Origin of the sequence: Afipia sp. Root123D2 (assembly GCF_001425835.1) — a bacterium.
GTDB lineage: Bacteria > Pseudomonadota > Alphaproteobacteria > Rhizobiales > Xanthobacteraceae > Afipia.
The window spans coordinates 1,774,996-1,797,867 of record NZ_LMDP01000001.1 but is presented as its reverse complement, the minus strand read 5'-3'; the positions used below and the strand labels follow the sequence as shown (position 1 = coordinate 1,797,867).

The 22,872-nt window shown below is 61.4% G+C and carries 17 protein-coding genes and 1 pseudogene; 14 read left to right on the top strand and 4 right to left on the bottom strand.

Annotation, left to right across the window (positions count from 1 at the left end; genetic code table 11):
• The first annotated feature begins 24 nt into the window (after positions 1 to 24).
• The 9 genes and pseudogenes from ASC80_RS08645 to ASC80_RS08605 all read left to right on the top strand — a co-directional run bounded on the left by ASC80_RS08645 (position 25) and on the right by ASC80_RS08605 (position 10,444).
• Positions 25 to 1,518, top strand: coding sequence for a CoA-acylating methylmalonate-semialdehyde dehydrogenase (locus ASC80_RS08645; protein ID WP_056295099.1), 1,494 nt, complete (start codon positions 25 to 27; stop codon positions 1,516 to 1,518).
• Between the two features lie 24 nt (positions 1,519 to 1,542).
• Entirely contained in the window at positions 1,543 to 2,688 is a 1,146-nt protein-coding gene (locus ASC80_RS08640) for an isobutyryl-CoA dehydrogenase (protein WP_056295096.1), read from the top strand.
• The gene (locus tag ASC80_RS08635; protein WP_056295093.1) at positions 2,685 to 3,779 is read left to right on the top strand and encodes an enoyl-CoA hydratase/isomerase family protein; all 1,095 of its coding nucleotides are present in this window, start codon (positions 2,685 to 2,687) and stop codon (positions 3,777 to 3,779) included. Before ASC80_RS08640 ends, ASC80_RS08635 begins: the two co-directional genes overlap by 4 nt.
• A gap of 22 nt (positions 3,780 to 3,801) precedes the next feature.
• Positions 3,802 to 4,686, top strand: coding sequence for a 3-hydroxyisobutyrate dehydrogenase (gene mmsB, locus ASC80_RS08630; protein ID WP_056295090.1), 885 nt, complete (start codon positions 3,802 to 3,804; stop codon positions 4,684 to 4,686).
• Positions 4,687 to 4,698: 12 nt separating this feature from the next.
• A complete protein-coding gene (locus tag ASC80_RS08625; protein WP_056295087.1) occupies positions 4,699 to 6,414 on the top strand; it encodes an AMP-binding protein in 1,716 nt (571 codons plus the stop codon).
• 31 nt (positions 6,415 to 6,445) lie between these two features.
• Complete coding sequence (locus ASC80_RS08620; protein ID WP_056295084.1) at positions 6,446 to 6,910, top strand: MaoC family dehydratase; 465 nt, start codon at positions 6,446 to 6,448, stop codon at positions 6,908 to 6,910.
• An 18-nt stretch (positions 6,911 to 6,928) separates the two neighbouring features.
• Positions 6,929 to 7,861, top strand: coding sequence for an SDR family NAD(P)-dependent oxidoreductase (locus ASC80_RS08615; RefSeq protein ID WP_056295081.1), 933 nt, complete (start codon positions 6,929 to 6,931; stop codon positions 7,859 to 7,861).
• An 89-nt stretch (positions 7,862 to 7,950) separates the two neighbouring features.
• Positions 7,951 to 9,125: pseudogene (locus ASC80_RS08610) on the top strand (TIGR03862 family flavoprotein).
• Positions 9,126 to 9,241: 116 nt separating this feature from the next.
• On the top strand, positions 9,242 to 10,444 hold the full coding sequence (locus ASC80_RS08605; RefSeq protein WP_056295079.1) for an ABC transporter substrate-binding protein: 1,203 nt from the start codon (positions 9,242 to 9,244) through the stop codon (positions 10,442 to 10,444).
• Positions 10,445 to 10,571: 127 nt separating this feature from the next.
• Here ASC80_RS08605 and ASC80_RS08600 read toward each other — a convergent pair whose 3' ends face one another.
• Together ASC80_RS08600 and ASC80_RS08595 are read right to left on the bottom strand one after the other, a co-directional pair.
• A complete protein-coding gene (locus tag ASC80_RS08600) occupies positions 10,572 to 12,386 on the bottom strand; it encodes an ABC-F family ATP-binding cassette domain-containing protein (RefSeq protein WP_056295078.1) in 1,815 nt (604 codons plus the stop codon).
• Between the two features lie 5 nt (positions 12,387 to 12,391).
• Complete coding sequence (locus ASC80_RS08595) at positions 12,392 to 12,853, bottom strand: YaiI/YqxD family protein (RefSeq protein ID WP_056295075.1); 462 nt, start codon at positions 12,851 to 12,853, stop codon at positions 12,392 to 12,394.
• A gap of 171 nt (positions 12,854 to 13,024) precedes the next feature.
• Here ASC80_RS08595 and ASC80_RS08590 point away from each other — a divergent pair, with 171 nt between their 5' ends.
• Positions 13,025 to 13,822 (top strand): hotdog fold domain-containing protein, encoded by a 798-nt coding sequence (locus ASC80_RS08590; protein WP_056295072.1) that lies wholly within the window; start codon positions 13,025 to 13,027, stop codon positions 13,820 to 13,822.
• A gap of 12 nt (positions 13,823 to 13,834) precedes the next feature.
• Here ASC80_RS08590 and ASC80_RS08585 read toward each other — a convergent pair whose 3' ends face one another.
• Positions 13,835 to 16,210, bottom strand: a complete 2,376-nt coding sequence (locus tag ASC80_RS08585) for a xanthine dehydrogenase family protein molybdopterin-binding subunit (protein ID WP_056295069.1) — start codon at positions 16,208 to 16,210, stop codon at positions 13,835 to 13,837.
• A gap of 269 nt (positions 16,211 to 16,479) precedes the next feature.
• On the opposite strand from ASC80_RS08585, the gene ASC80_RS08580 reads away from it, so the two are divergent.
• Positions 16,480 to 17,541: a Ppx/GppA phosphatase family protein gene (locus ASC80_RS08580; protein ID WP_056295065.1), complete on the top strand. Its 1,062-nt coding sequence runs from the start codon at positions 16,480 to 16,482 to the stop codon at positions 17,539 to 17,541.
• 86 nt (positions 17,542 to 17,627) lie between these two features.
• Entirely contained in the window at positions 17,628 to 18,326 is a 699-nt protein-coding gene (locus ASC80_RS08575) for an RlmE family RNA methyltransferase (protein ID WP_056295062.1), read from the top strand.
• Positions 18,327 to 18,337: 11 nt separating this feature from the next.
• Here ASC80_RS08575 and ASC80_RS08570 read toward each other — a convergent pair whose 3' ends face one another.
• Positions 18,338 to 19,801, bottom strand: a complete 1,464-nt coding sequence (locus ASC80_RS08570; protein ID WP_056295061.1) for an MFS transporter — start codon at positions 19,799 to 19,801, stop codon at positions 18,338 to 18,340.
• A 333-nt stretch (positions 19,802 to 20,134) separates the two neighbouring features.
• Between ASC80_RS08570 and guaB the strand changes: the two genes are divergently transcribed.
• Together guaB and curA are read left to right on the top strand one after the other, a co-directional pair.
• The gene (guaB, locus tag ASC80_RS08565; RefSeq protein ID WP_056295058.1) at positions 20,135 to 21,631 is read left to right on the top strand and encodes an IMP dehydrogenase; all 1,497 of its coding nucleotides are present in this window, start codon (positions 20,135 to 20,137) and stop codon (positions 21,629 to 21,631) included.
• Positions 21,632 to 21,751: 120 nt separating this feature from the next.
• A complete protein-coding gene (gene curA / locus ASC80_RS08560) occupies positions 21,752 to 22,786 on the top strand; it encodes an NADPH-dependent curcumin/dihydrocurcumin reductase (protein ID WP_056295055.1) in 1,035 nt (344 codons plus the stop codon).
• Positions 22,787 to 22,872: the final 86 nt, after the last annotated feature.

Genomic DNA, 22,872 nt, shown 5'->3' with positions numbered 1-22,872 from the left:
TACAGAACCTTGGAGGGAAAAATCATGCGTTCGATTGGGCATTTCATCGGTGGCCGTGAGGTCAAGGGCACATCGGGACGGACTGCCGACGTTTTCGAGCCGATGACCGGCGAAGTGCAGGCCAAGGTGGCGCTGGCGACCAAAGCCGAGCTCCGGGCCGCTGTTGAAAATGCCAAGGCTGCGCAGCCCGCCTGGGCAGCCACCAACCCGCAGCGCCGCGTTCGCGTCCTGATGAAATTCCTCGAACTGGTGGCGCGCGATAACGAAGCGCTGGCCGAACTGCTCGCCCGCGAGCACGGCAAGACCATTCCCGATGCGCGCGGCGATATTCTGCGCGGCGTCGAGGTCGTGGAGTTCGCTCTCGGTATCCCCCACCTGATGAAGGGCGAATACACCGAAGGCGCCGGCCCGCAAATCGATCTCTATTCGATCCGCCAGCCGCTTGGCGTGGTCGCCGGCATTACGCCGTTCAACTTCCCGGCGATGATCCCGATGTGGAAATTCGCACCGGCGATCGCCTGCGGCAACGCCTTCATCCTCAAGCCGTCGGAGCGGGATCCCGGCGTGCCGATGAAGCTCGCTGAACTGATGCTCGAAGCCGGTCTGCCGCCGGGCATCCTCAACGTCGTCAACGGCGACAAGGAAGCTGTCGACGCGATCCTCGACGATCCGGATATTTCGGCGGTCGGTTTCGTCGGTTCGTCCTCGATTGCGCAGTACATCTACGAGCGCGCAGCTGCGGCGGGAAAGCGTTGCCAGTGCTTCGGCGGCGCGAAGAACCACATGATCGTCATGCCCGACGCGGATATGGATCAGGCCGTCGATGCGCTGGTCGGCGCGAGCTACGGTGCGGCCGGTGAGCGCTGCATGGCGGTTTCCGTCGCCGTGCCGGTCGGCAAGACCACTGCCGATCGCCTGATGGAAAAGCTGATCCCGCGGGTCGAGAACCTCAAGATCGGCCCATCTACCGATCCAAGCGCGGATTACGGTCCGCTCGTCACCCAGGCGGCTCTCGATCGCGTCAGGAATTATGTCGAGATCGGCATCAAGGAAGGCGCGAAGCTCGCGGTCGATGGACGCGGCTTCAAGATGCAGGGCTACGAGAACGGCTTCTACATGGGCGGCTGTCTGTTCGACAACGTCACCAAGGACATGCGGATCTACAAGGAAGAAATCTTTGGGCCGGTTCTCTCTGTGGTGCGCGCGCACGATTTCGACGAAGCGTTGCGGCTGCCGTCCGAGCATGAGTACGGCAACGGCGTTGCGATCTTTACCCGCGACGGCGATTCCGCCCGCGAGTTCGCCGCCAAGGTGAATGTCGGCATGGTCGGCATCAACGTTCCGATCCCGGTGCCGGTGGCTTACTTCTCGTTCGGCGGCTGGAAGCGTTCGGGCTTCGGTGACCTCAACCAGTACGGAACGGATTCGGTGCGCTTCTACACCAAGACCAAGACGGTGACCGCGCGGTGGCCGTCCGGCGTCAAGGAAGGTGCCGACTTCGCGATGCCGACGAGCTGACGGCAGCACGCCGGGGGCGCGAGAATGCAGTTCGCTCTCAACGAAGATCAGATCGCAATTCGCGACATGGCTCGCGAATTTGCGGCTGATCGTATCGCGCCTCATGCTCTCAAATGGGACGAGGACAAGCATTTCCCCGTCGATGTGATGCGCGATGCCGCGGCGCTCGGCATCGGCGGTGTCTATATCCACGAGGATGTCGGCGGCTCGGCGCTGACGCGCTTTGACGCGACGTTGATCTTCGAAGCGCTGGCGGTCGGCTGTCCGACCGTCTCAGCCTTTATTTCCATCCACAATATGTCGGCGTGGATGATCGATACCTATGGCTCCGACGAGCAGCGCCGCAAATGGTTGCCGCGTCTGTGCACCATGGAGTTGCTCGCGAGCTATTGCCTGACCGAGCCGGGATCCGGCTCCGATGCGGCGTCGCTCTCGACGCGCGCGGTGCGCGATGGCGATCATTACGTTCTCAACGGCCAGAAGCAGTTCATTTCCGGCGCGGGGAAGGGCGACGTCTACGTCGTCATGGTCCGCACCGGCGGCGACGGACCGTCTGGTATTTCGACGCTGGTGATTGAGGGCGATACGCCCGGCGTGTCGTTCGGCGCTAATGAGCGCAAGATGGGTTGGAATGCCCAGCCGACGCGCGCGGTGATTTTCGAGAACGCGCGTGTGCCTGTCGCCAATCGCCTCGGCGATGAAGGGATCGGCTTCAAGATCGCAATGGCCGGTCTCGACGGTGGGCGCCTCAACATTGCGGCATGTTCGCTCGGCGGCGCGCAATCGGCGCTCGACAAATCGCTGGCCTATATGCGCGAGCGCAAGGCGTTCGGCAAACGACTCGATGAATTCCAGGCCTTGCAATTCCGGCTTGCCGATATGGCGACCGAGTTGGAAGCTGCGCGCACTTTCCTGTGGCGAGCTGCATCCGCGCTCGATCGCAAGGATCCCGATGCCACGATGCTGTGCGCGATGGCGAAGCGTTTCGGGACCGACGTCGGATTTCAGGTCGCCAATCAGGCGCTGCAGTTACACGGCGGCTACGGCTATCTGTCGGAATACGGCATCGAAAAGATCGTGCGTGATTTGCGGGTCCATCAAATCCTTGAGGGGACCAACGAGATCATGCGTGTGATCGTTGCGCGCAAGCTGATCGAGGGCGCGCGATGACGGCACAGGTCGTCGCGGCGGATGACGGCGCGGGCGACCTGATCGCACGGCGGGAAGGTCACGCCGGTATACTTCGCCTAAATCGTCCGAAGGCGATCAATGCGCTGACGCTGGGGATGACCCGCGACATCGACCGGGCGCTCGATACGTTCGAGGTCGATCCGGATATCTCCGTGGTCCTGCTGGAAGGCGCGGGCGATCGTGGCCTGTGCGCTGGCGGCGATATCCGCGGGCTTCACGACAGCGCGAAGATTGGCGGCGATCTCGGCGCGGTATTTTGGCGCGAAGAATACGCGGTGAACGCACGTATTTCGAGATTCCCCAAACCCTATATCGCTTACATGGACGGCCTCGTGATGGGCGGTGGCGTCGGGCTTGCCGGTCATGCTTGCCATCGCGTGGTGACGGAGAAGACCAAGGTTGCGATGCCGGAGGTGGGCCTCGGCTTTTTCCCCGATGTGGGCGGAACGTGGCTGTTATCACGTGCGCCCGGAGAGATCGGCACTTATCTCGGTCTGACCGGGCAGGCCGCGAACGGGGTCGATGCGGTGTATTCGGGTCTTGCTGATGTTCTGATCGCGTCGGGCGACTGGCCAACTCTGCGCGGCGAGATCACCAAGTTGCCGCCCGGCGCCGATGCCGCTGCAACGATGGCCCTGATCACGCGGTTCGGCGTTTCGGGCGAGCAAGGACCGATCGAAAAACAGCGGGCACTGATCGACAGGACATTCGCGTACGATTCCATCGAGGAGATCGTCGCTGCGCTGGAGCGCGAGGAATCCGACTTCGCGCGCGCCACACTGGGGTCGTTGCGCGAGAAATCGCCACGCGGTCTGAAAGTGACACTGAAACTGCTGCGTCTGGCACGCTCTTCTACTTCGCTCGAAGAATGTCTGGTGCGGGAATATCGTGCCGCATTGGAAGTGTTCGCAAGTGCGGACTTCGTCGAAGGCGTGCGCGCGCTCATCATCGACAGAGACCGCAATCCGAAATGGTCACCGGCGCGGATTGAAGACGTAACCCCGGAGATCGTCGCGCGCTATCTCGCGCCGCATCCGGAAGGTGATTTGAAGTTTCCGAACGTCAACTAGAAATGCACGAGGGGAATCATCCATGGCGAACATTGCATTCATCGGTCTCGGCAACATGGGCGGCCCAATGGCCGCCAATCTCATCAAGGCTGGTCACAACGTTCAGGGATTCGATCTGGTTCAAGCCTCGTGCGAGTCTGCGAAGGCTGACGGCGTGACGATCGCCGGGACGGCAAAGGATGCCGTCAAGAACGCCGAAATCATCATCACCATGCTGCCGGCCGGCAAGCATGTGCTGGCGGTCTGGAACGACGTCCTCCCCGGTGCAGCCAAAGGCGCGCTGGTGATCGACTGTTCGACCATCGATGTTGAAAGCGCGCGACAAGCCCACGCGACGGCGGCAAAGCTGCAACTGCCATCGGTGGACGCCCCTGTCTCCGGCGGCACCGGCGGCGCCAAGGGCGCAACGCTGACCTTCATGTGCGGCGGCGATGCGAAGGCGTTTGCCACCGCCAAGCCGATCCTTGAAGCGATGGGCAAGAAGATCGTCCATTGCGGCGAGGGCGGTGCCGGGCAGGCGGCGAAGATTTGCAACAACATGATCCTCGGCATCTCGATGATCGGTGTCTGCGAAGCTTTTGCCCTCGCGGAGAAATTGGGTCTTTCGCATCAGGCACTGTTTGACGTCGCATCGACTTCGTCGGGCCAGTGCTGGTCTTTGACGACCTATTGCCCGGTGCCGGGTCCGGTGCCGACGTCGCCGGCCAATAACGATTACAAACCCGGCTTCGCCGCTGCTCTGATGCTGAAGGATCTCCGGTTGTCGCAGGAGGCTGCAAAGGCTGCCGGCGCATCGACTCCCCTCGGGGCCCATGCGGAAAGCATCTATGATGCCTTCGACAAGGCTGGCCAGGGCGGCGTCGACTTCTCCGGCATCATCAATGCGCTGCGCTCCGCGAAACCGTAGAGGAGCGCGCCGATGACGACTTTTCGGGATGCGCGCCAGTTCCTGCTGGCGAACCGTACCAACTACGATAAGGCGATAGCCGAATTCCGTTGGCCCGATCAGGCCCAGTTCAACTGGGCGATCGACTGGTTCGACGCTGGGCTGGCCGCTGATCCAGAGAGCCGCGACCGCACCGCGCTATGGATTGTCGATGTCGCCAATCGCACCGATACCAAGGTGACGTTCGCGCAGATGTCGAAGCGCTCGAACCAGACCGCGAATTTCCTGAGCGATCTCGGCCTCAAGCGCGGCGATCATCTGCTCCTGCTGCTCGGCAATGTCGTGCCGCTGTGGGAAACCATGCTGGCGTGCATCAAGCTCGGCGTCATCGTGATTCCGGCGACGACGCTGCTGACGCCGGACGAATTGCGTGATCGTCTCGATCGCGGCAAGGCGAAGGTTGTCGTCGCGGCGCAGGATCAGGTCGCGAAGTTCGACGGGCTCGACGACGACGGCTTCGCCCGTGTGGTTGTCGGCGCGACGCAGGACCACAAGGGCTGGCGATCATTCAACGATAGCGAAAAATTCCCCGACACCCTCACACCCGATGGTGTCACCCGAGCACACGACCCGATGTTGCTCTATTTCACGTCGGGCACAACGGCGAAGCCGAAGCTTGTGCTGCACAGCCATCGCAGCTATCCGGTCGGCGGACTTTCGACGATGTTCTGGCTCGGGTTGCAACCCGGCGACGTGCATCTCAACATTTCCTCACCGGGCTGGGCCAAGCACGCGTGGAGCTGCTTTTTTGCGCCGTGGAATGCGGGTGCGACAATCTTTATTGCCAACCAGCTGCGCTTCGAGGCGAAGGGGCTGCTGGAGACATTGGTTCGCTGCAAAGTGACGACGCTGTGCGCGCCGCCGACGGTGTGGCGGCTGCTAATTCAAGAGAAGCTGTCTGACTATAAGGTCACGCTGCGCGAGGTTTGCGGCGCAGGCGAGCCGCTTAATCCGGAGATTATCGATCAGGTCAAGGCGGCGTGGGGCATGACCATCCGCGACGGTTATGGACAGACCGAAACCACTGCGCTTGCGGGCAATTCGCCTGGCCAGATGGTCAAGCCCGGCTCGATGGGGCGGCCGATGCCGGGTTACAAGGTCAAGGTCGTCGATGCAGACGGCAATCCGGCAAAGGAAGGCGAGATATGTCTCGTTCTCGGAGAAGATCGCCCGTCTGGCTTGATGCTGGGTTACCAGGGCGACGACGGAAAGCCGAAAGGCGCCGACGGCGATCTGTATAAAACAGGCGACGTCGCGTTTCTCGATGACGATGGCTATCTGACATTCGTCGGCCGGTCGGACGATGTGTTCAAGTCGTCTGACTATCGAATCAGCCCGTTCGAACTGGAAAGCGTGTTGCTTGAACACGATGCGGTCGCCGAAGCGGCGGTTGTGCCGTGTCCCGATCCGATTCGCCTTGCGATTCCGAAGGCCTATATTTCGCTGGTTGCCGGCGTTGAGCCGTCGCGGGAAACTGCGCTATCGATTTTCCGCTATGTTCAGTCGCATCTAGCTCCTTTCAAGCGCATTCGCCGTATCGAACTGGTGACGGAACTTCCGAAAACCATCTCCGGCAAAATCCGGCGAGTCCAACTGCGCCGCCTCGAACACGACAATGACCGCAACGTTGCTTTACGCGGGCTCGAATTTCGTGAAGAAGACTTGCCGGAACTGCAAAAAGAGCGCTAACGGGCCGGGCCCCGGCGCGCCGGGAGATATCATGGCAGGAACTGTAAGCCGGGAAGCCTACGCAAAGTTGGTCGGGCAGGAGTTGGGCATCTCGTCGTGGCATACGATCGATCAAAAGCAGATCGATACGTTCGCCGAGGCGACCAACGATCATCAGTTCATTCACGTCGATCCGGAGCGCGCCAGACGCGAGACCCCGTTCGGCGGCACTATCGCGCATGGCTTCCTGTCGCTGTCGGTGCTGTCGGGCATGGCCTATGAGGCGATGCCGACGCTGGAAGGTTCGGTGATGTCGATCAACTATGGTTTCGACAAAGTTAGATTCCTGACGCCGGTTCGTGCTGGCAAGCGCGTGCGAGCGCGTTTCGTGCTAGCCGAAGCGACCCTGCGTGCGCCGAACGAACTGCTGTCGCGCACCAATACGACACTTGAGATCGAAGGCGAGTCCAAGCCGGCCTTGGTTGCTGACTGGCTCGGCCTGCATTTTTTTGCTTGAACTGAAGGAACGATCAACATGACCATCAGGTTTGACGGCCGTGTCGCCATCGTCACCGGAGCAGGTGCCGGACTTGGGCGCGCTCACGCACTTGGACTTGCGAAGTACGGCGCGCGCGTTGTGGTCAATGACATGGGCGCGGCGCGCGACGGCAGCGGCGGATCGACTCATCCCGCCGAGGTCGTGGCAGAGGAAATCCGCAAGGCGGGCGGCGAAGCCATCGTCGATGGCGCGGATGTCTCGAACTACGAGCAGGTCCAGGACATGGTTGCACGCGCCGTTGCTAAATGGGGCAGCGCGGATCTCATGGTCGCCAACGCCGGAATCCTGCGCGACAAATCGTTCGGCAAGATGGAGCCGGATGATTTCGCCAAGGTGATCGCCGTGCATTTGACCGGCACGTTCAACTGCTGCCGCGCCGTCTGGGATGGCATGAAGGAGCGCAACTACGGCCGTATCGTCGTGACCACGTCATCGTCCGGCATGTTCGGCAATTTCGGTCAGGCCAATTATGGTGCGGCGAAAGCGGGAATCGTGGGCCTGATGAATGTGCTGGCCGAGGAGGGGCGCAAGAGCAACATCCGTGTCAACACGATCTCGCCGACGGCAGCGACGCGCATGACGGAAGGGTTGATCCCGCCGGACGTGCTCGCGCTGATGAAGCCGGAAGCGATCACGCCGGCGGTGCTCTACATGCTCGGCGAGGATGCGCCGACCCGCACCATCATGGGCGCGGGCGCTGGATCGTTTGCAGTCATGAAGATCGTCGAAACCGAAGGCGTCAATCTGCCCGAAACCGAGTGGACGCCGGACGGTATTGCGGCGCACTTCAAGGAAATCAGCGATATGTCGAAGGCCCGCGATCTCGGCGGCGCGTTCTTCCAGACCTTCAAGTATGTCGAGCAGGCGGCGAAGGCCAAGGGCATCAAGCTGCCACCGATGGGCGGCTGACGCGAGGTCAGGCCTCGCTTCGGGGCATGGTGGTGCAAGATCGTTCGTCAAAGAGCATTGCGGTGATTGGCGCCGGCCCTGCCGGCCTGATGGCTGCGGAGGTTATCGCACGCGGAGGGGCGCGTGTGACGATCTATGACCGCATGCCGTCAGCCGGCCGCAAACTTCTGATGGCCGGACGAGGTGGGCTCAATCTGACGCATAGCGAGCCGCTGGGATCGTTCCTTGCTCGCTACGGCGAAGCAGCGGCGAATCTTCACACGGCGATCGAGGCGTTTCCTCCTGATGCGTTGCGTGCATGGAGCGCGGATCTGGGGCAGCCGACCTTTGTCGGCTCGAGCGGACGGATCTTTCCGGAATCGTTCAAGGCATCGCCGTTGCTGCGCGCTTGGTTGCGGCGGCTCGACGAGCAGGGTGTGACGCTGTTGCTGCGTCATCGCTGGACCGGTTGGAGCGAGAGCGGCGGTCTTCAGTTTCACACGCCCGGGGGACCGCGAGAGATACATGCCGATGCGGCCGTGTTGGCTCTAGGCGGTGCAAGCTGGCCGCGGCTCGGATCGGATGGAGGCTGGGTGACAAGTTTGGTTGAAGCCGGCGTCACGGTTTCGCTTCTGCAACCCGCTAATTGCGGCTTCACCGTTGCATGGTCCGACGTTTTTCGCGATCGTTTCGAGGGGACCCCGCTCAAGGGCGTGTCGCTGACATTTGGATCGGTCACCGTGCGCGGTGAGGCGATGGTGACGCGCGAAGGGCTGGAAGGCGGCGGAATCTATGCGATGTCGGCGCCACTGCGTGACGAGATTGCACGCTCCGGGACAGCACTTCTTCACATCGGCTTGCGGCCGGATATATCTACGGCGGATCTCATCTCCCGGTTGTCGGCGCCTCGCAAAAAGCAATCGTTCTCGACCTTCCTGCGCAAGGCGATCAGCCTGCCTCCGGTCGCGATTGGCCTGCTGCATGAAGCGGCTGCTGCAATAAAGCTCGATCTGTCATCCCTGCCAGCTGACAGGCTGGTCCAGCTGATCCGCGCCGTTCCGGTGCGCCTGAGCGGCACCGCTCCGATCGCGAAGGCGATTTCGACTGCAGGTGGCGTGACGTGGGGTCAGGTCGACGAGAACTGATGCTGCGCAAACGGCCGGGTGTCTTTGTTGCAGGCGAAATGCTCGACTGGGAGGCACCGACGGGCGGATACTTGCTTCAGGCGGCCTTCGCGACAGGAACTGCTGCGGGGCAAGGAATACTTGAATTTCTCGATGGTTAGCACTTTGGACAATATCAAATGTTGCGGCGAGGCTTAAAATCGAAATCCTCCAACTGGATAGCCAAGCCGCAACACGAATGTTGCGCTGCAAAATTAACAACCCTGGGAGACGATGAATGAAATACCAGTTCCTATCCACTGCGGCGGCCGCCGTTTTGTGTGGCCTGAGCTTTGCCGCTCCGGCATCGGCTGCTGACGGCGTCAAGGTCGGGATTTTGAACGACCAGTCCGGCGTGTATGCCGACTACGGCGGCAAGAGCTCCGTCGAAGCCGCCAAGATGGCGATCGAGGATTTCGGCGGCGAGGTTCTTGGTCACAAGATCGAACTCGTGAACGCCGATCATCAGAACAAGCCGGATCTCGCGGTCAGCATCGCGCGACGCTGGTATGATGTTGAAGGCGTCGACATGATCACCGAACTGACGACCTCATCGGTTGCGCTCGCCGTCCAGGATCTGTCCAAGCAGGAAAAGAAGATCGATATCGTCGTCGGCGCAGCGTCGTCGCGCATTACCGGCGATGCCTGCACCCCGTATGGCTTCCACTGGGCGTTCGATACCCACGCGCTCGGTGTTGGCACCGGCGGTGCGTTGACCGAGAAGGGCGGCGACACTTGGTTCTTCCTGACGGCGGACTACGCGTTCGGCTATTCGCTCGAGAAGGACACCGGTGAGATCGTGAAGGCCAAGGGCGGAAAGGTGCTCGGCGCAGTTCGTCATCCGCTGAACACGTCGGACTTTTCCTCGTTCCTGCTGCAGGCGCAGAGCTCGAAGGCCAAGGTCGTCGGCCTGGCCAACGCCGGTCTCGACACCATCAACGCCATCAAGCAGGCGTCTGAATTCGGCATCGTTGCGGGCGGCCAGAAAATGGCCGGTCTTCTCCTGACGCTGGCTGAAGTACACGGCCTTGGATTGAAGGCGGCGCAGGGTCTGGTGCTGACTGAAGGCTTCTATTGGGATCATGACGACAAGTCGCGCGCATTCTCCGAGCGTTTTTACAAGCGCACGAACCGGATGCCGAACATGATTCAGGCTGGCACCTATTCGGCAACGCTGTCTTACCTCAAGGCTGTGAAGGCAGCCGGCACCAAGGATGCGGACGCGGTCGCCAAGAAGCTGAAGGAGCTTCCGGTCGACGACGCCTTTGCCAAGGGCAAGGTGCTGGCCAACGGCCGCATGGTGCATGACCTGTATCTGTTCGAGGTCAAGAAGCCATCCGAAAGCAAGCGGGATTGGGATTACTACAAGCAGCTCGCCGTGGTTCCTGGCGACAAGGCCTTCCCGACTGCTGCCGAGAGCGGCTGTCCGCTGACGAAGTAACGAAGAGCCCGTTTTTACGGACTTTCTTGAGATATTCGATCCGCGCCATGATCGCTCGTGGCGCGGATTTTTCATTTTCTGGTGATACGGCTCGTGAAGCGAGAAACGCCAATTGCCGACCGAGAGGTCAGACGCCGTTCTCGATATCCTCACGCAGCATTTCGAGTTCCAGCCATTTTTCCTCGGCGGCATCGAGCTCGGACTGGGCCTTCGCAATTGCTGCCGATGCGGTGTCGAATGCCTGGCGATCTTTCGTGAACAGCGTCGGATCGTCGAGTTGTTTCTGGTGTTTCGCGATATCCTTTTGCAGCTTCGCCATGGTCTTCGGCAGGGTTTCGAGCGCATGCTTCTCGTTAAAGCTGAGACGACGCTTCGGCGAGCCTGAAGGCGCAGCGGCTGAGGATGCCTTCGTGTCTTGCGGGGCGGCGACCTTGACCGATTTCTGCTGCAGGTCGGCGCCGCGCTGTGCAAGCATGTCGCTGTAGCCGCCGGCATATTCGACCCAGCGGCCATTGCCTTCCGGAACGATCACCGAGGTCACGACGCGATCGAGGAAGTCGCGATCGTGACTGATCAGAATCACAGTGCCGTCATAGTCGCCGAGCAGTTCCTCAAGCACGTCGAGAGTCTCGAGATCGAGATCGTTGGTCGGCTCGTCGAGCACCAGAAAATTGGAAGGTTTCGCGAGTGCGCGCGCCAGCATCAGCCGGCCACGTTCACCGCCGGACAGTACCTCAAGCGGTGTGCGCGCCTGTTCCTGCGTGAACAGGAAGTCCTTCATGTAACTGACGACGTGTTTCGGCTTGCCCCCGACCATCACGGTGTCGCCGCGTCCGCCGGTGAGGGCCTCGGCCAGCGTCGACTTCGGATCGAGGCTCTCCCGGTGCTGATCCAATGTCGCCATCTCGATATTAGCGCCAAGCCGGATCGTGCCGCTGTCCGGCTGATCCGCGCCTGTCAGGATATTGATGAGCGTGGTCTTGCCGATGCCGTTGGGACCGACGATGCCGATGCGGTCGCCGCGCGCGACGCGCGTGGAAAAATCATCGACAATTGTGCGGTCGCCGAAGGACTTGGAAATGTGTTTTGCCTCGACCACCAGTTTGCCGGACGCTTCAGATTCGGCTGCGCCGAGATTGGCCTTGCCGGCGGCGCCGCGGTAGTCGCGACGCTGCTCGCGCAACGCGAACAGGTTGCCAAGCCTCTTGACGTTGCGCTTGCGCCGCCCGGAGACGCCGTAGCGCAGCCAATGTTCTTCGGCGACGATCTTGCGGTCGAGCTTGTGTTGATCACGCTCTTCCTCAGCGAGCACTTCGTCGCGCCACTCCTCGAAAGCGCTGAATCCTTTTTCGATGCGCCGGGTCTGGCCACGATCCAGCCAGACCGTGGCGCGCGACAGATTGGAAAGGAAGCGGCGATCATGGCTGATCGTGACCAGCGCAGTGCGGCGACTGGCCAGTTCGCTTTCCAGCCATTCGATCGTGGTCAGGTCGAGATGGTTGGTAGGCTCATCGAGCAACAGGATATCGGGTGAGGGCGCGAGCACGCGCGCAAGAGCCGCGCGACGTCCTTCGCCGCCGGACAAATGGGCGGGGTCTTCGTCGCCGGTCAACCCGAGTTGTTCCAGCAGATAACTCGCCTGATAGGGATCGTCGCTCGGGCCAAGCCCGGCCTGCACGTAGGCCAGCGTTGTGCTGGCTCCGTCGAAATCCGGCTCCTGAGGCAGATAACGGATGGTCGCGCCCGGCTGTACGAAACGGCTGCCGGAATCCGATTCGACCAGCCCCGCGACGATCTTCAGGAGTGTCGATTTTCCCGAGCCGTTCCGGCCGATCAGGCACACGCGCTCCCCGGTCGAAACCGCGAGTTCAACGCCTGCGAGCAGCGGCGTGCCGCCGAAGGTCAGAGCGATGTCCTTGAGTTGGATAAGGGGAGGCGCCATGAGTCTTACAGTGTCTTTGTTTGCGTCCGCAGGATGCGGCGGATGGTCTGGTCGAGTGAGGACAAAAACGCTGAACGGTCGCGAGGCGAAAAGCCGCGCGGCCCACCGGTGATTTCGCCGCTCGACCGCAAGTCGGTCATCAGGTTGCGAACGGCGAGCGTCATGCCGATGGACTCTTCACTAAATGGCTTGCCATTCGGGGCGATGACGTCCGCGCCCGCCTTGACGCAACGGCTCGCCAGCGGGATGTCCGAGGTCACCACGATGTCACCTTTTTGCGCGCGCTCGGCGATCCAGTCGTCGGCTGCGTCCATGCCCGCGCCGGCCGCGATGCGCTCTATCGACGGGTCGTTCGGGACGCGGATGAAGTTCCCCGCCACCACGCTGACCGGCCACTGGTGACGGCCGGCGACGCGGTAGATTTCATCCTTCACCGGACAGGCATCGGCATCGACATAGATTCGCATCGGGTGGTCAGGACTCTGAACGGTTCGAGAAGTGGCCGCGCCAGGCGCGCCGGATGCTGGTAGCCCAGTGCGTGCAAAATGGCGAGAGCACGGATGCCGTCCGGTGCCTTGCCATATCTGTTCGTTTCCGTACCATTGATGCGAATAAACCGCAAAAATCGAGGAAACATCATGGTTTTATACGCGCCGCATCGGGTTTCGGCCTACAACCTCGCCAAGCAGTCCGAAAATAAGATGCACGACGACACCGTGGCGCGGCGTTTCGGCTTCACCGGCGGTCTCGTGCCGGGCGTCGATGTTTTCGCATATATGAGCCATATGCCGGTCGCCAAGTGGGGCCGTGCGTTCCTGGAGCGCGGCGTTATGGATGGCCGTTTCATCAAGCCGGTTTATGACGGCGAAATGGCGGACGTGACTGCTGAGGATGATGGCGAAGGGATCCTGCTTAAGGTCACGAGCCGGGGTGAACTCTGTGCGACCGGCCGGGCCTCACTTAAGGCTGCGGCTCCGTCGGTGAATATCGGCGATTTCACGGACGTTCCGCCGGTGGCGACGCGCGCGCCGGTCGATCCGCAATCCTATCAGGTGGGCAAGTGGCTCGGCATCCCGGCATACACCCAGACGCGGGACGCCGCAGCCGAGTATCTCAAGGATGTTCGCGAGACGGACGCGATCTATTCAAGCGAACAGATCATGCATCCCGGTATGCTGCTGCGGACCATGAATTGGGCGCTGATGGAGAATGCGATCCTCGGGCCATGGATTCATGTCGGCAGCACGATCCAGCATCTCGCCGTCGCCGCGGTCGGAGACACTCTAACGGCCCGGGCCAAGGTGACTGGCAATTACGAGCGCAAGGGCCATCGTTTCGTCGAACTGGACGGGATCATTGTAGCTAACGGCAAAACGCCGATTGCGCATTGCCAGCACACCGCGATTTATCAGCCGCGCGAATCCATGGCAGCGTGACGGCCTGCGCGATCAGGCCGTCTTCGCTTTCCGCCCATCAGCAATCGCGCGCCAGATTTTTTCCGGCGTCAGCGGCATGTCGATATGGGTGACACCGAATTCTGACAACGCATCGACAACGGCGTTGACGATGGTGGCGAGGCTGCCGGCGCAGCCGGCCTCGCCGCAGCCCTTGCTGCCCAGCGGATTCGATGTCGCGGGCGAGGGATGATCGCCGAGCGTCATCGACGGAATATCCGTAGCGCGCGGCATCGCGTAGTCCATGAATGAGCCGGTGATCGGCTGGCCGTTGTCATCATAAGTGACACATTCCATCAGCGCCTGTCCGATGCCCTGGGCAACACCGCCGTGGATTTGCCCTGCAACGATCATCGGATTGACCACCGTACCGAAATCGTTGACTCCGGTGTAGCGCACGATGCGTACGACACCGGTGTCGGGATCGATTTCGACTTCAGCGACGTGGCAGCCATTCGGGAAAGTCGAAGCGATTGGGCTCGACGTGTGGTCGACATCCAGCGAGTGGGGCGCGTCGTCCGGAAGCCTGGCGTCGCGCAGCTTTGCAGCCAATTCCATAATGCCGATGTCGCGGTCGGTGCCCGTGATCGAGAACCGGCCGTTGGAAAATTCGATATCGGCTTCGGAGGCCTCGAGCATATACGCCGCGGCCTTCCTGCCTTTCTCGATCACGAGCTTGGAGGCTTCGACGATGGCGGTGCCACTGGCGGTGATCGATCGCGATCCGCCGGTGCCGTTGCCGGTATGGACGACGTCGCTGTCGCCTTGCTCCAGTGTGATCGCCTCGAACGGAACACCAAGCTGCGCTGCAAGCACCTGCGCGAACGGCGTGGCGTGGCCCTGTCCGTAGTCGAGCGTGCCGGTGGTGAGTTTCACAGTGCCATCGGCTTCGAACTGGATTTTGCCAAGCTCGACGCTCGGCGGCGCGGTGATTTCAAGATACGAGCCGACGGCAATGCCGCTCAGTTTGCCGCGCTTGCGGCTTTCTTTCTTACGCTTTGGGAAATTGGCGTGATCGGACAGTTGCAGCGCCTGCGCGAAGACACCCTGAAAATCACCGCTGTCATAGGTCAGGCCATTGGCGGCGGCGTAAGGGATTTGCGACGGCTTGACGAAATTGCGTTTGCGCAGCGTCAGGCGGTCGATGCCCATTTCATCGGCAGCGTGATCGATCAACCGTTCCATGAAGTAGTTGGCTTCCGGGCGGCCGGCGCCGCGATAGGCACCCATCAGCGTGGTGTTCGTGACAACGCACTTGATATCGACCCCGATCAGCGGCGTGCGATAGACGCTGGCGATGTTCTTGGCGATATTGATCGACAGCGGGATCGGCGCGACGCCGGTGATATAGGCGCCGAGGTTGCCGTAACCTTGGATGCGGACACCGAGAAACGTGCCGTCCGCAGCCAGTGCGAGTTCAGCGTGGACATCTTGCGCCCGGCCGTGGCTGTCCGACAGAAAGCTGCTCGACCGCTCGTCGGTCCACTTGACCGGCCGGCCGAGTTCCTTCGCTGCATGAAGAATGCAGATGTATTCGGGATAACTGGCGTTCTTCATGCCGAACGAGCCGCCGACATTGTGCGTTCGCAAATGAACCTTGTCGTTCGGAACGTTCAGCGTCTTGGCAAGCGCAGTCCGGTTGCCTGCGACGCCTTGCGTTGGCAGGTCGATGACATATCGCTGTGTCGCCTTGTCGAAAGAGGCGAGCGCCGCGCGGGGCTCCATCGGCACCACGGCGAGGCGGGTGTTGGCGATGTCGAGGCGGGCGATGTGTGCGGCCTTTGCAAAAGCCGCATCCAGCGCCGGGGTGTCTCCTGAATGGAAATCCAGCGCGACATTGTTCGGGATATGCTCGTAAAGCTGCGGCGCGCCGGGCTGCGATGCGGCCTCTGCATTGGTGACGGCGGGGAGCGGATCGACATCGATGACGACGGCTTCCGCTGCGTCGCGCGCTTGCGCGAGCGTGGTTGCAACAACGAAGGCAACCGGATCGCCAACAAAGCGAACCTTGTCGGTCGCAAGCGGAAAGCGATTGGTCTGGTAAACCGGCGAGCCGTCACGGCTCTTCAAGGGCACGCCGGTGGTAAAGGGTGTATAATTCGCGGCTGCGAGGTCGGCTCCGGTCCAGACGCCGAGCACTCCCGGCATCTTGCGTGCTTCATCCGTCTGGATCTGGCGAATCCTGCCATGGGCGTGGGTGCTGCGCACGATCACGGCATAGGCCTGACCGGGGGCGTTGATATCGTCGGTGTAGCGTCCTTTGCCACGGACCAGCGTATCGTCTTCCTTGCGGCGAACCGGCTGCCCGATGCCGAATTTTTGCAGTGCGATATCGTTCTCTTGCGAGCGACGAGCCGGATGATCTTGCATTTGTGAAGGTCCGATGAAGGTCAGGTTAGGCAGAAAACAAAGGCTGCAGGTGCAATATGCGCCCGATGCTACGAGACATAGTGCAGGTATTTAGGAACGACAATGTGCGATTGAACATGTTGCATGTGCGCTTTAGCAAGCCGTTCGCAGCAAGGCCTGTCTTTGTAACGATCGTCGGGTTGCACCCGGTCTCCGGGCGCTGTTAGACTTTGACCGAAACATGGTCATGATTTGCGGCGTCTGCTGTTGCAGGCGCGGATTGGATTTGGATGTCGGAAGAACTGCGGTCGCGTGCGAACGGGGAGTCGCGCGTTGGTCTGCTGGAGCCGGGCGTTGTGGGCGGCCGCGCCCGCGCGGCCGGCACGACACCTGCCTATGCGGCGATCGATCTGGGAACCAATAACTGCCGTCTTTTGATCGCACGCCCCGCTGATGACAGTTTCCGCGTGATCGATTCATTTTCACGCATCATCCGTCTCGGTGAGGGGATTGCTTCGACCGGCCGGATCGGCCAGGCGGCGATCGATCGTGCGATCGGCGCGCTCTCGATCTGCAGCGACAAGATTCAAACCAAGGGTGCTCTGCGCCTGCGCACCATCGCCACGGAGGCCTGCCGCGCCGCCGAGAACGCGGACGCCTTCCTCAGCCGTGTTGCGGCCGAGACCGGAATCGAACTTGAGATCGTCGACCGGGACACCGAGTCGACGCTGGCTGCGATTGGATGTTCGCCATTGCTCGATTCCCGTGCAAGTGGTGCGATCCTGTTCGACATCGGTGGCGGCTCAACGGAAGTCGTTCGGATCGCGCGGCCGTCGGGTCAGCCGCATGCCGCACCGGTCAAGGGGCCGTGGATTTCGTTGCCGCTCGGCGTTGTAACGCTGGCCGAGAATTTTGGCGGAATCGATGTGACGGTGGATTCCTATGCAGCCATGGTGGATGAAGTCGCAAAGTATCTTGAGCCGTTCGCGGCCGAGCATGGCGGCGACCTTGCGGGGATGCATCTTCTCGGAACATCAGGCACCGTCACCACGGTTGCCGGCGTTCATCTGTGTCTGGCGCGTTACGACCGGCGCCGCGTCGATGGCATCTGGATGAGTTGTGACGATGTTTCCCGCGCTGTCGCGCGCCTGCAAGCGATGAGTTACCAGGATCGTGTCAACAACGGCTGTATCGGAACCGAGCGTGCCGATCTGGTACTGGCCGGCTGTGCCATCCTCGACGCCATCCGTAACGCCTTCCCGATGCCACGGTTGCGGGTGGCGGACCGCGGCCTGCGCGAAGGAATGCTGGTCGAAATGATGCGCGAAGACGGCTACATCAGACCGTCATAGTTTACCCGACGTCATAATGTTGTAGAGAGTAGCGCAGCGCGGGAAGCCGCGCGGGACTTTTGACATCGGACAACCAGGCAGGCTTCATGGCCAAGGACGATACCGGACGGCTGCACGTCACGGTCAAGACCGGCGGCAAGCGCAAGCTGTCATCCAAATTGTGGCTCGAGCGCCAGCTCAACGACCCGTATGTCACGCAGGCCAAGCGGGACGGCTTTCGTTCGCGAGCGGCCTACAAACTGCAGGAAATCGACGACAAACATAGAATCCTGAAGATGGGCCAATCCGTCGTCGATCTTGGTGCGGCGCCCGGCGGTTGGAGCCAGATCGCGGCCAAGCGTGTCGGTTCGGTGAGCGGCAAGGGCAAAGTCGTCGCAATCGACCTATTGGAGATGCCCGAAATTCCAGGCGTGACTTTCGCGCAGATGGATTTTCTCGCCGACGACGCTCCGGACAGGCTGCGTGCCATGATTGACGGTGGCGTGGACGTGGTGATGTCGGATATGGCGGCGAACACCACGGGTCATCGGAAGACCGACCAGTTGCGGATCATCGGGCTGGTCGAGAACGCCGCAGCATTCGCGGCCGAGGTGCTGAATCCCGGCGGGACATTTCTCGCCAAGGTTTTTCAGAGCGGAGCCGAAGCCGAATTGGTGACGCAACTCAAGCGCGACTTTGCCACCGTCAAACACGTCAAACCTGCGGCGAGCCGCCAGGACTCGTCGGAACGGTACGTTTTGGCGATCGGATTTCGCGGCACGCCCGGCGGATATGAAAGACAGTAGCGGTTGGCTCGCTAAAACAGCTTTTCGTCACGTGCTTCCGCCGTTCCTTCGCTGGCGGCCGATTCCGGCACCTTGCGCGGTTCAAGCGGTACGATCTTCTTGCCGGAGACTTCGTGGCCGGCATCGTCCGGAAGACACCAGAACGCATAAGCCGACAGGGCGGAGATGATCGCCACGACCGCAAAGCCTGGCCAGAAATCCGCCGCGCTTAATTCCGCCGAACCTTGCAGCGTCATCGCTGCCTCGACCGCGAACGCACCCACAGCAACGCCGGCTGAGATCGCCAGTTGCTGATTGACGCTGACCAGCGTGGTCGCGCGGCTCATTTCGGCAGGCTCGACCTCAGCATAGGCGATGGTGTTGATGGCGGTAAACTGCAGCGAGCGGAAGAATCCGCCGACTACCAGTATGATCATGATCAGCAACAACGGCGTCGACGGCGTGAACAACGCGCATGCTCCGAGAAAAACGGAGCTGACGAGCGCGTTGATAACCATGACGTTGCGGAAGCCGAATGTCCGGATGATCCTCGCGGCCAGCGTCTTCATACCCATGGCGCCGACTGCGGAGGCGAATGTCACCAATCCGGATTTGAAGGGCGACAGTCCGAAGCCGACCTGCATCAGGAGCGGCAGCAGAAAGGGGATTGCGCCAACACCCATCCGGAACAGGAAGCCGCCGGTCACGCTTGCGCGCAGCGTCGGGTAGCGCAGCAAGGTAAAATCCAGCACCGGAGAAGCGGTGTGTCTGGCGTGCTTCAGATAAAACATCATCGCGATCGCGCCGCCGCAAATCAGCGCGATGACAATCGACCACGGCAGAAGGTTCAGTCCGGCGACCGACAGACCGAAGGCCAGGCCTGCGACCGCGAGGCCGGCGAGCATCAGGCCGTACAGGTCGAAGCGTTCCGGATTCTCGCTCTTGATCGGATCGATGTAACGCTGAGCCATGAAGATGCCGAGCAGCCCGATCGGAATATTGATCAGGAAGATCCAGTGCCACGAAAAGTAGGTGGTGATGAAGCCGCCGAGCGGCGGCCCGACGACCGGCCCGATCAGGGCGGGTACCGTCACCCAGGTCATGGCGTTGACCAGCGCGCTCTTGTCAATCGTGCGCAACAGCACGAGTCGTCCCACCGGTGTCATCATCGCGCCGCCGATTCCCTGCAGGATGCGGGCGAGAACGAAATCCGTCACCGAAGTCGAGATCGCACAACCGATCGAGCCGACCATGAAAACGGCAATCGCGATGCTGAACACGTTTCGCGGTCCGAAGCGGTCGGCGGTCCAGCCGCTGGCGGGGATGAACACCGCGAGTGACAGCAGATAGGACGTGATCGCGAGCTTGAGCGTCAGCGGGCTGGTGCCGATGTCCGCGGCGATGGCCGGCAGGGAGGTCGCAATCACCGTGGAGTCCATGTTTTCCATGAACAGCGCGCAGGCGACGATCAGCGGTATCAGGCGTTCCTTCTGCATGTGGGGTTTGGGCTCGATCCTTGGGGGCACACGATTGAGAGCGGCTGGGGCATTATATCCGGCTCGGGCGGACCCATGTGCGGCTAATGGTAAAATTCGCTTTAGAGAGCCATCTGCCGTCAGAACGCGTTTTGCCAGAGGGGTTGTTGCAGATGTCCCATGCGCAAAAAACCCTGAATTGAGCCGGAAATCCTTTGAAACCTCGGCCTCTCATGCTATCGACCACCGCCAACCCTACCGATGGGCTTCGATTCGAGGTGATGCGGACAGCATCGCCGGATAGCGCTCATTCTTAGGTCAATATGCAGCGTTGGCTGCCGAACGGAGTTGGCAATGGCAATCAGGCAGTTGGGTCAAGGCATTCGCGAAGCATTCACGTTCGACGACGTGCTTCTGAAGCCCGGGCTGTCCGATATTTTGCCGTCCGATGCGGACATCAGGAGCCACCTGACCCGGGCCGTTCCCCTCAATATCCCGATCATCGCCTCTGCGATGGACACCGTGACCGAAGCCCGCATGGCAATCGCGATGGCGCAGTCCGGTGGCATCGGCGTCATCCACCGCAATTTCGACGTTGACGGGCAGGCTGCGCAGGTCCGGCAGGTCAAAAAATTCGAATCCGGCATGGTGGTCAATCCGCTCACCATCGGCCCCGATGCCAAGCTGTTCGATGCGCTGACCCTGATGAAGGATCACGGCTTCTCGGGGATTCCGGTGGTGACCGGTGGTAGCCCGGGTGGTCCGGGCAAGCTGGTCGGCATTTTGACCAACCGCGATGTGCGGTTTGCGACCGACCCGGAGCAGAAGGTCTCCGAGTTGATGACCCATCAGAACCTCATCACGGTGCGTGAGGGTGTCAGCCAGACAGAAGCAAAGAAGATGCTGCACCAGAACCGCATCGAAAAGCTGCTGGTGGTCGACGATCAGTATCGCTGCGTCGGCCTGATTACCGTCAAGGACATGGAAAAAGCGGTGGCTTATCCGCTGGCGTCCAAGGATGCGCAAGGCCGCCTCCGTGTCGCCGCCGCGACCACTGTCGGCGAGGGCGGTTTCGAGCGCACCGAGAAGCTGATTGACGCCGGCGTCGACGTTATCGTGGTCGATACCGCACACGGCCATTCGGCCCGCGTGCTGGAAGCCGTCAACCGCATCAAGAAGCTGTCGAATGCCGTGCAGGTCGTTGCCGGTAATGTCGCGACGACCGCTGGCACGCAGGCTCTGATCGATTCCGGTGCGGATGCCATCAAGGTCGGGATCGGCCCCGGCTCGATCTGCACCACGCGCATTGTCGCGGGTGTCGGCGTGCCTCAGCTCACCGCGATCATGGATGCGGTCGAGGCGGCGAAGAAGTCGAACATTCCGGTGATCGCCGATGGCGGCATCAAGTATTCCGGCGATCTTGCCAAGGCGCTCGCTGCTGGTGCGGACATCGCGATGGTCGGTTCGCTGCTCGCCGGCACTGATGAGACGCCGGGTGAAGTATTCCTGTGGCAGGGCCGTTCCTACAAGGCCTATCGCGGCATGGGTTCGGTCGGCGCGATGGCGCGCGGATCGGCGGACCGCTACTTCCAGCAGGATATCAAGGACACGCTCAAGCTGGTGCCGGAAGGCATCGAAGGGCAGGTGCCGTACAAGGGGCCGGTCGCCAATGTGCTGCACCAGCTTGCGGGAGGTCTGCGCGCGGCGATGGGCTACGTCGGCGCAAAAACCATCCAGGACTTCCACGACAAGGCGGAATTCGTCCGTATCACCGGTGCCGGCTTGCGCGAAAGCCACGTCCACGATGTGACGATCACGCGCGAAAGCCCGAATTATCCGGGCGGTGTTTGAAACAGCCTCTCGAGGCTGTGCCAATAACCTGTCGGTGATGCTTCGCGCGTCGTCAGGCGTGGCAATGCCATGCTACCTCGGCTACACATGACGCCAGTCATAATCAGCCGAGGAAATGCCATGTCCGCATCAGCCAAACGTATCGTTCTCGCATCGCGCCCGGTCGGCGAGCCGACCGCCGCCAATTTCCGCATCGAGGATTATCCGGTCCCCACGCCGGGCGAGGGACAAGTTCTGCTGCGCACGATCTGGTTGTCGCTTGATCCCTACATGCGCGGCCGCATGAGCGACGGGCCGTCCTATTCGGCTCCGGTGCCGGTCGACGGCGTGATGGAAGGCGGCACGGTCTGCGAAGTCGCGGCGTCGAACAATCCGGGATTTGCCAAGGGTGACGTCGTTCTTGCGCACATCGGGTGGCAGCAATACGCGCTGTCCGACGGCAAGGGCCTGCGCAAGGTCGATCCCAAGATTGCGCCGATTTCGACGGCGGTGGGTGTGCTCGGGATGCCGGGCATGACGGCCTACACGGGCCTGCTCGAAATCGGCAAGCCGAAGGCCGGCGAGACGGTGGTGGTGGCGGCGGCATCCGGCGCCGTGGGATCGGCGGTTGGGCAGATCGCGAAGATCAAGGGCGCCCGTGCGGTCGGCATCGCCGGCGGCAAGGAGAAGTGCGACTACGTCAAGAACGAGCTCGGCTTTGACGATTGCATCGATCATCGCGATCCGAACCTTGCAGCGAAGCTCAAGGAAGCTTGCCCCAAGGGCATCGACGTCTATTTCGAGAACGTCGGCGGCAAGGTATTTGACGCCGTATTTCCACTACTCAATGCGTTCTCCCGAATTCCGGTGTGCGGCCTGATCGCCGACTACAACACGATCTACGGCAAGGACACGCCGCCGCCGCCTTGGGCTAACTCGATCATGCGCGCCATTCTGGTGAAGCGCCTGAATTTCCGCGGCTTCATTGTCAGCGACTTCGCCGACAAATTCCCTGACTTCATTCGCGACATGCCGCAGTGGGTGCGTGAGGGCAAGGTCAAGCACAAGGAGTTCGTGACCGAAGGACTCGAGAGCGCGCCGGCTGCTTTCATCGGCCTGCTGAAAGGCGCCAATTTCGGCAAGCAACTCGTGCGCGTCGGGGCGGATAAAGCGTGACGTAAAAAAGCACGACGTGAAAGCCAACGAGAAGTGGCTCCCTTCATCGGAAACAGCGATGAAGGGAGCCATAAATTTTTCGGTTA

What these genes read in the sequence shown, in the direction of transcription:
- ASC80_RS08645 (WP_056295099.1), top strand. Translation starts at nt 25, where the DNA reads ATGCGTTCGATTGGGCATTTCATCGGTGGCCGTGAGGTCAAGGGCACA.
- ASC80_RS08640 (WP_056295096.1), top strand. Translation starts at nt 1,543, where the DNA reads ATGCAGTTCGCTCTCAACGAAGATCAGATCGCAATTCGCGACATGGCT.
- ASC80_RS08635 (WP_056295093.1), top strand. Translation starts at nt 2,685, where the DNA reads ATGACGGCACAGGTCGTCGCGGCGGATGACGGCGCGGGCGACCTGATC.
- mmsB (WP_056295090.1), top strand. Translation starts at nt 3,802, where the DNA reads ATGGCGAACATTGCATTCATCGGTCTCGGCAACATGGGCGGCCCAATG.
- ASC80_RS08625 (WP_056295087.1), top strand. Translation starts at nt 4,699, where the DNA reads ATGACGACTTTTCGGGATGCGCGCCAGTTCCTGCTGGCGAACCGTACC.
- ASC80_RS08620 (WP_056295084.1), top strand. Translation starts at nt 6,446, where the DNA reads ATGGCAGGAACTGTAAGCCGGGAAGCCTACGCAAAGTTGGTCGGGCAG.
- ASC80_RS08615 (WP_056295081.1), top strand. Translation starts at nt 6,929, where the DNA reads ATGACCATCAGGTTTGACGGCCGTGTCGCCATCGTCACCGGAGCAGGT.
- ASC80_RS08605 (WP_056295079.1), top strand. Translation starts at nt 9,242, where the DNA reads ATGAAATACCAGTTCCTATCCACTGCGGCGGCCGCCGTTTTGTGTGGC.
- ASC80_RS08600 (WP_056295078.1), bottom strand. Translation starts at nt 12,386, where the DNA reads ATGGCGCCTCCCCTTATCCAACTCAAGGACATCGCTCTGACCTTCGGC.
- ASC80_RS08595 (WP_056295075.1), bottom strand. Translation starts at nt 12,853, where the DNA reads ATGCGAATCTATGTCGATGCCGATGCCTGTCCGGTGAAGGATGAAATC.
- ASC80_RS08590 (WP_056295072.1), top strand. Translation starts at nt 13,025, where the DNA reads ATGGTTTTATACGCGCCGCATCGGGTTTCGGCCTACAACCTCGCCAAG.
- ASC80_RS08585 (WP_056295069.1), bottom strand. Translation starts at nt 16,210, where the DNA reads ATGCAAGATCATCCGGCTCGTCGCTCGCAAGAGAACGATATCGCACTG.
- ASC80_RS08580 (WP_056295065.1), top strand. Translation starts at nt 16,480, where the DNA reads ATGTCGGAAGAACTGCGGTCGCGTGCGAACGGGGAGTCGCGCGTTGGT.
- ASC80_RS08575 (WP_056295062.1), top strand. Translation starts at nt 17,628, where the DNA reads ATGGCCAAGGACGATACCGGACGGCTGCACGTCACGGTCAAGACCGGC.
- ASC80_RS08570 (WP_056295061.1), bottom strand. Translation starts at nt 19,801, where the DNA reads ATGCAGAAGGAACGCCTGATACCGCTGATCGTCGCCTGCGCGCTGTTC.
- guaB (WP_056295058.1), top strand. Translation starts at nt 20,135, where the DNA reads ATGGCAATCAGGCAGTTGGGTCAAGGCATTCGCGAAGCATTCACGTTC.
- curA (WP_056295055.1), top strand. Translation starts at nt 21,752, where the DNA reads ATGTCCGCATCAGCCAAACGTATCGTTCTCGCATCGCGCCCGGTCGGC.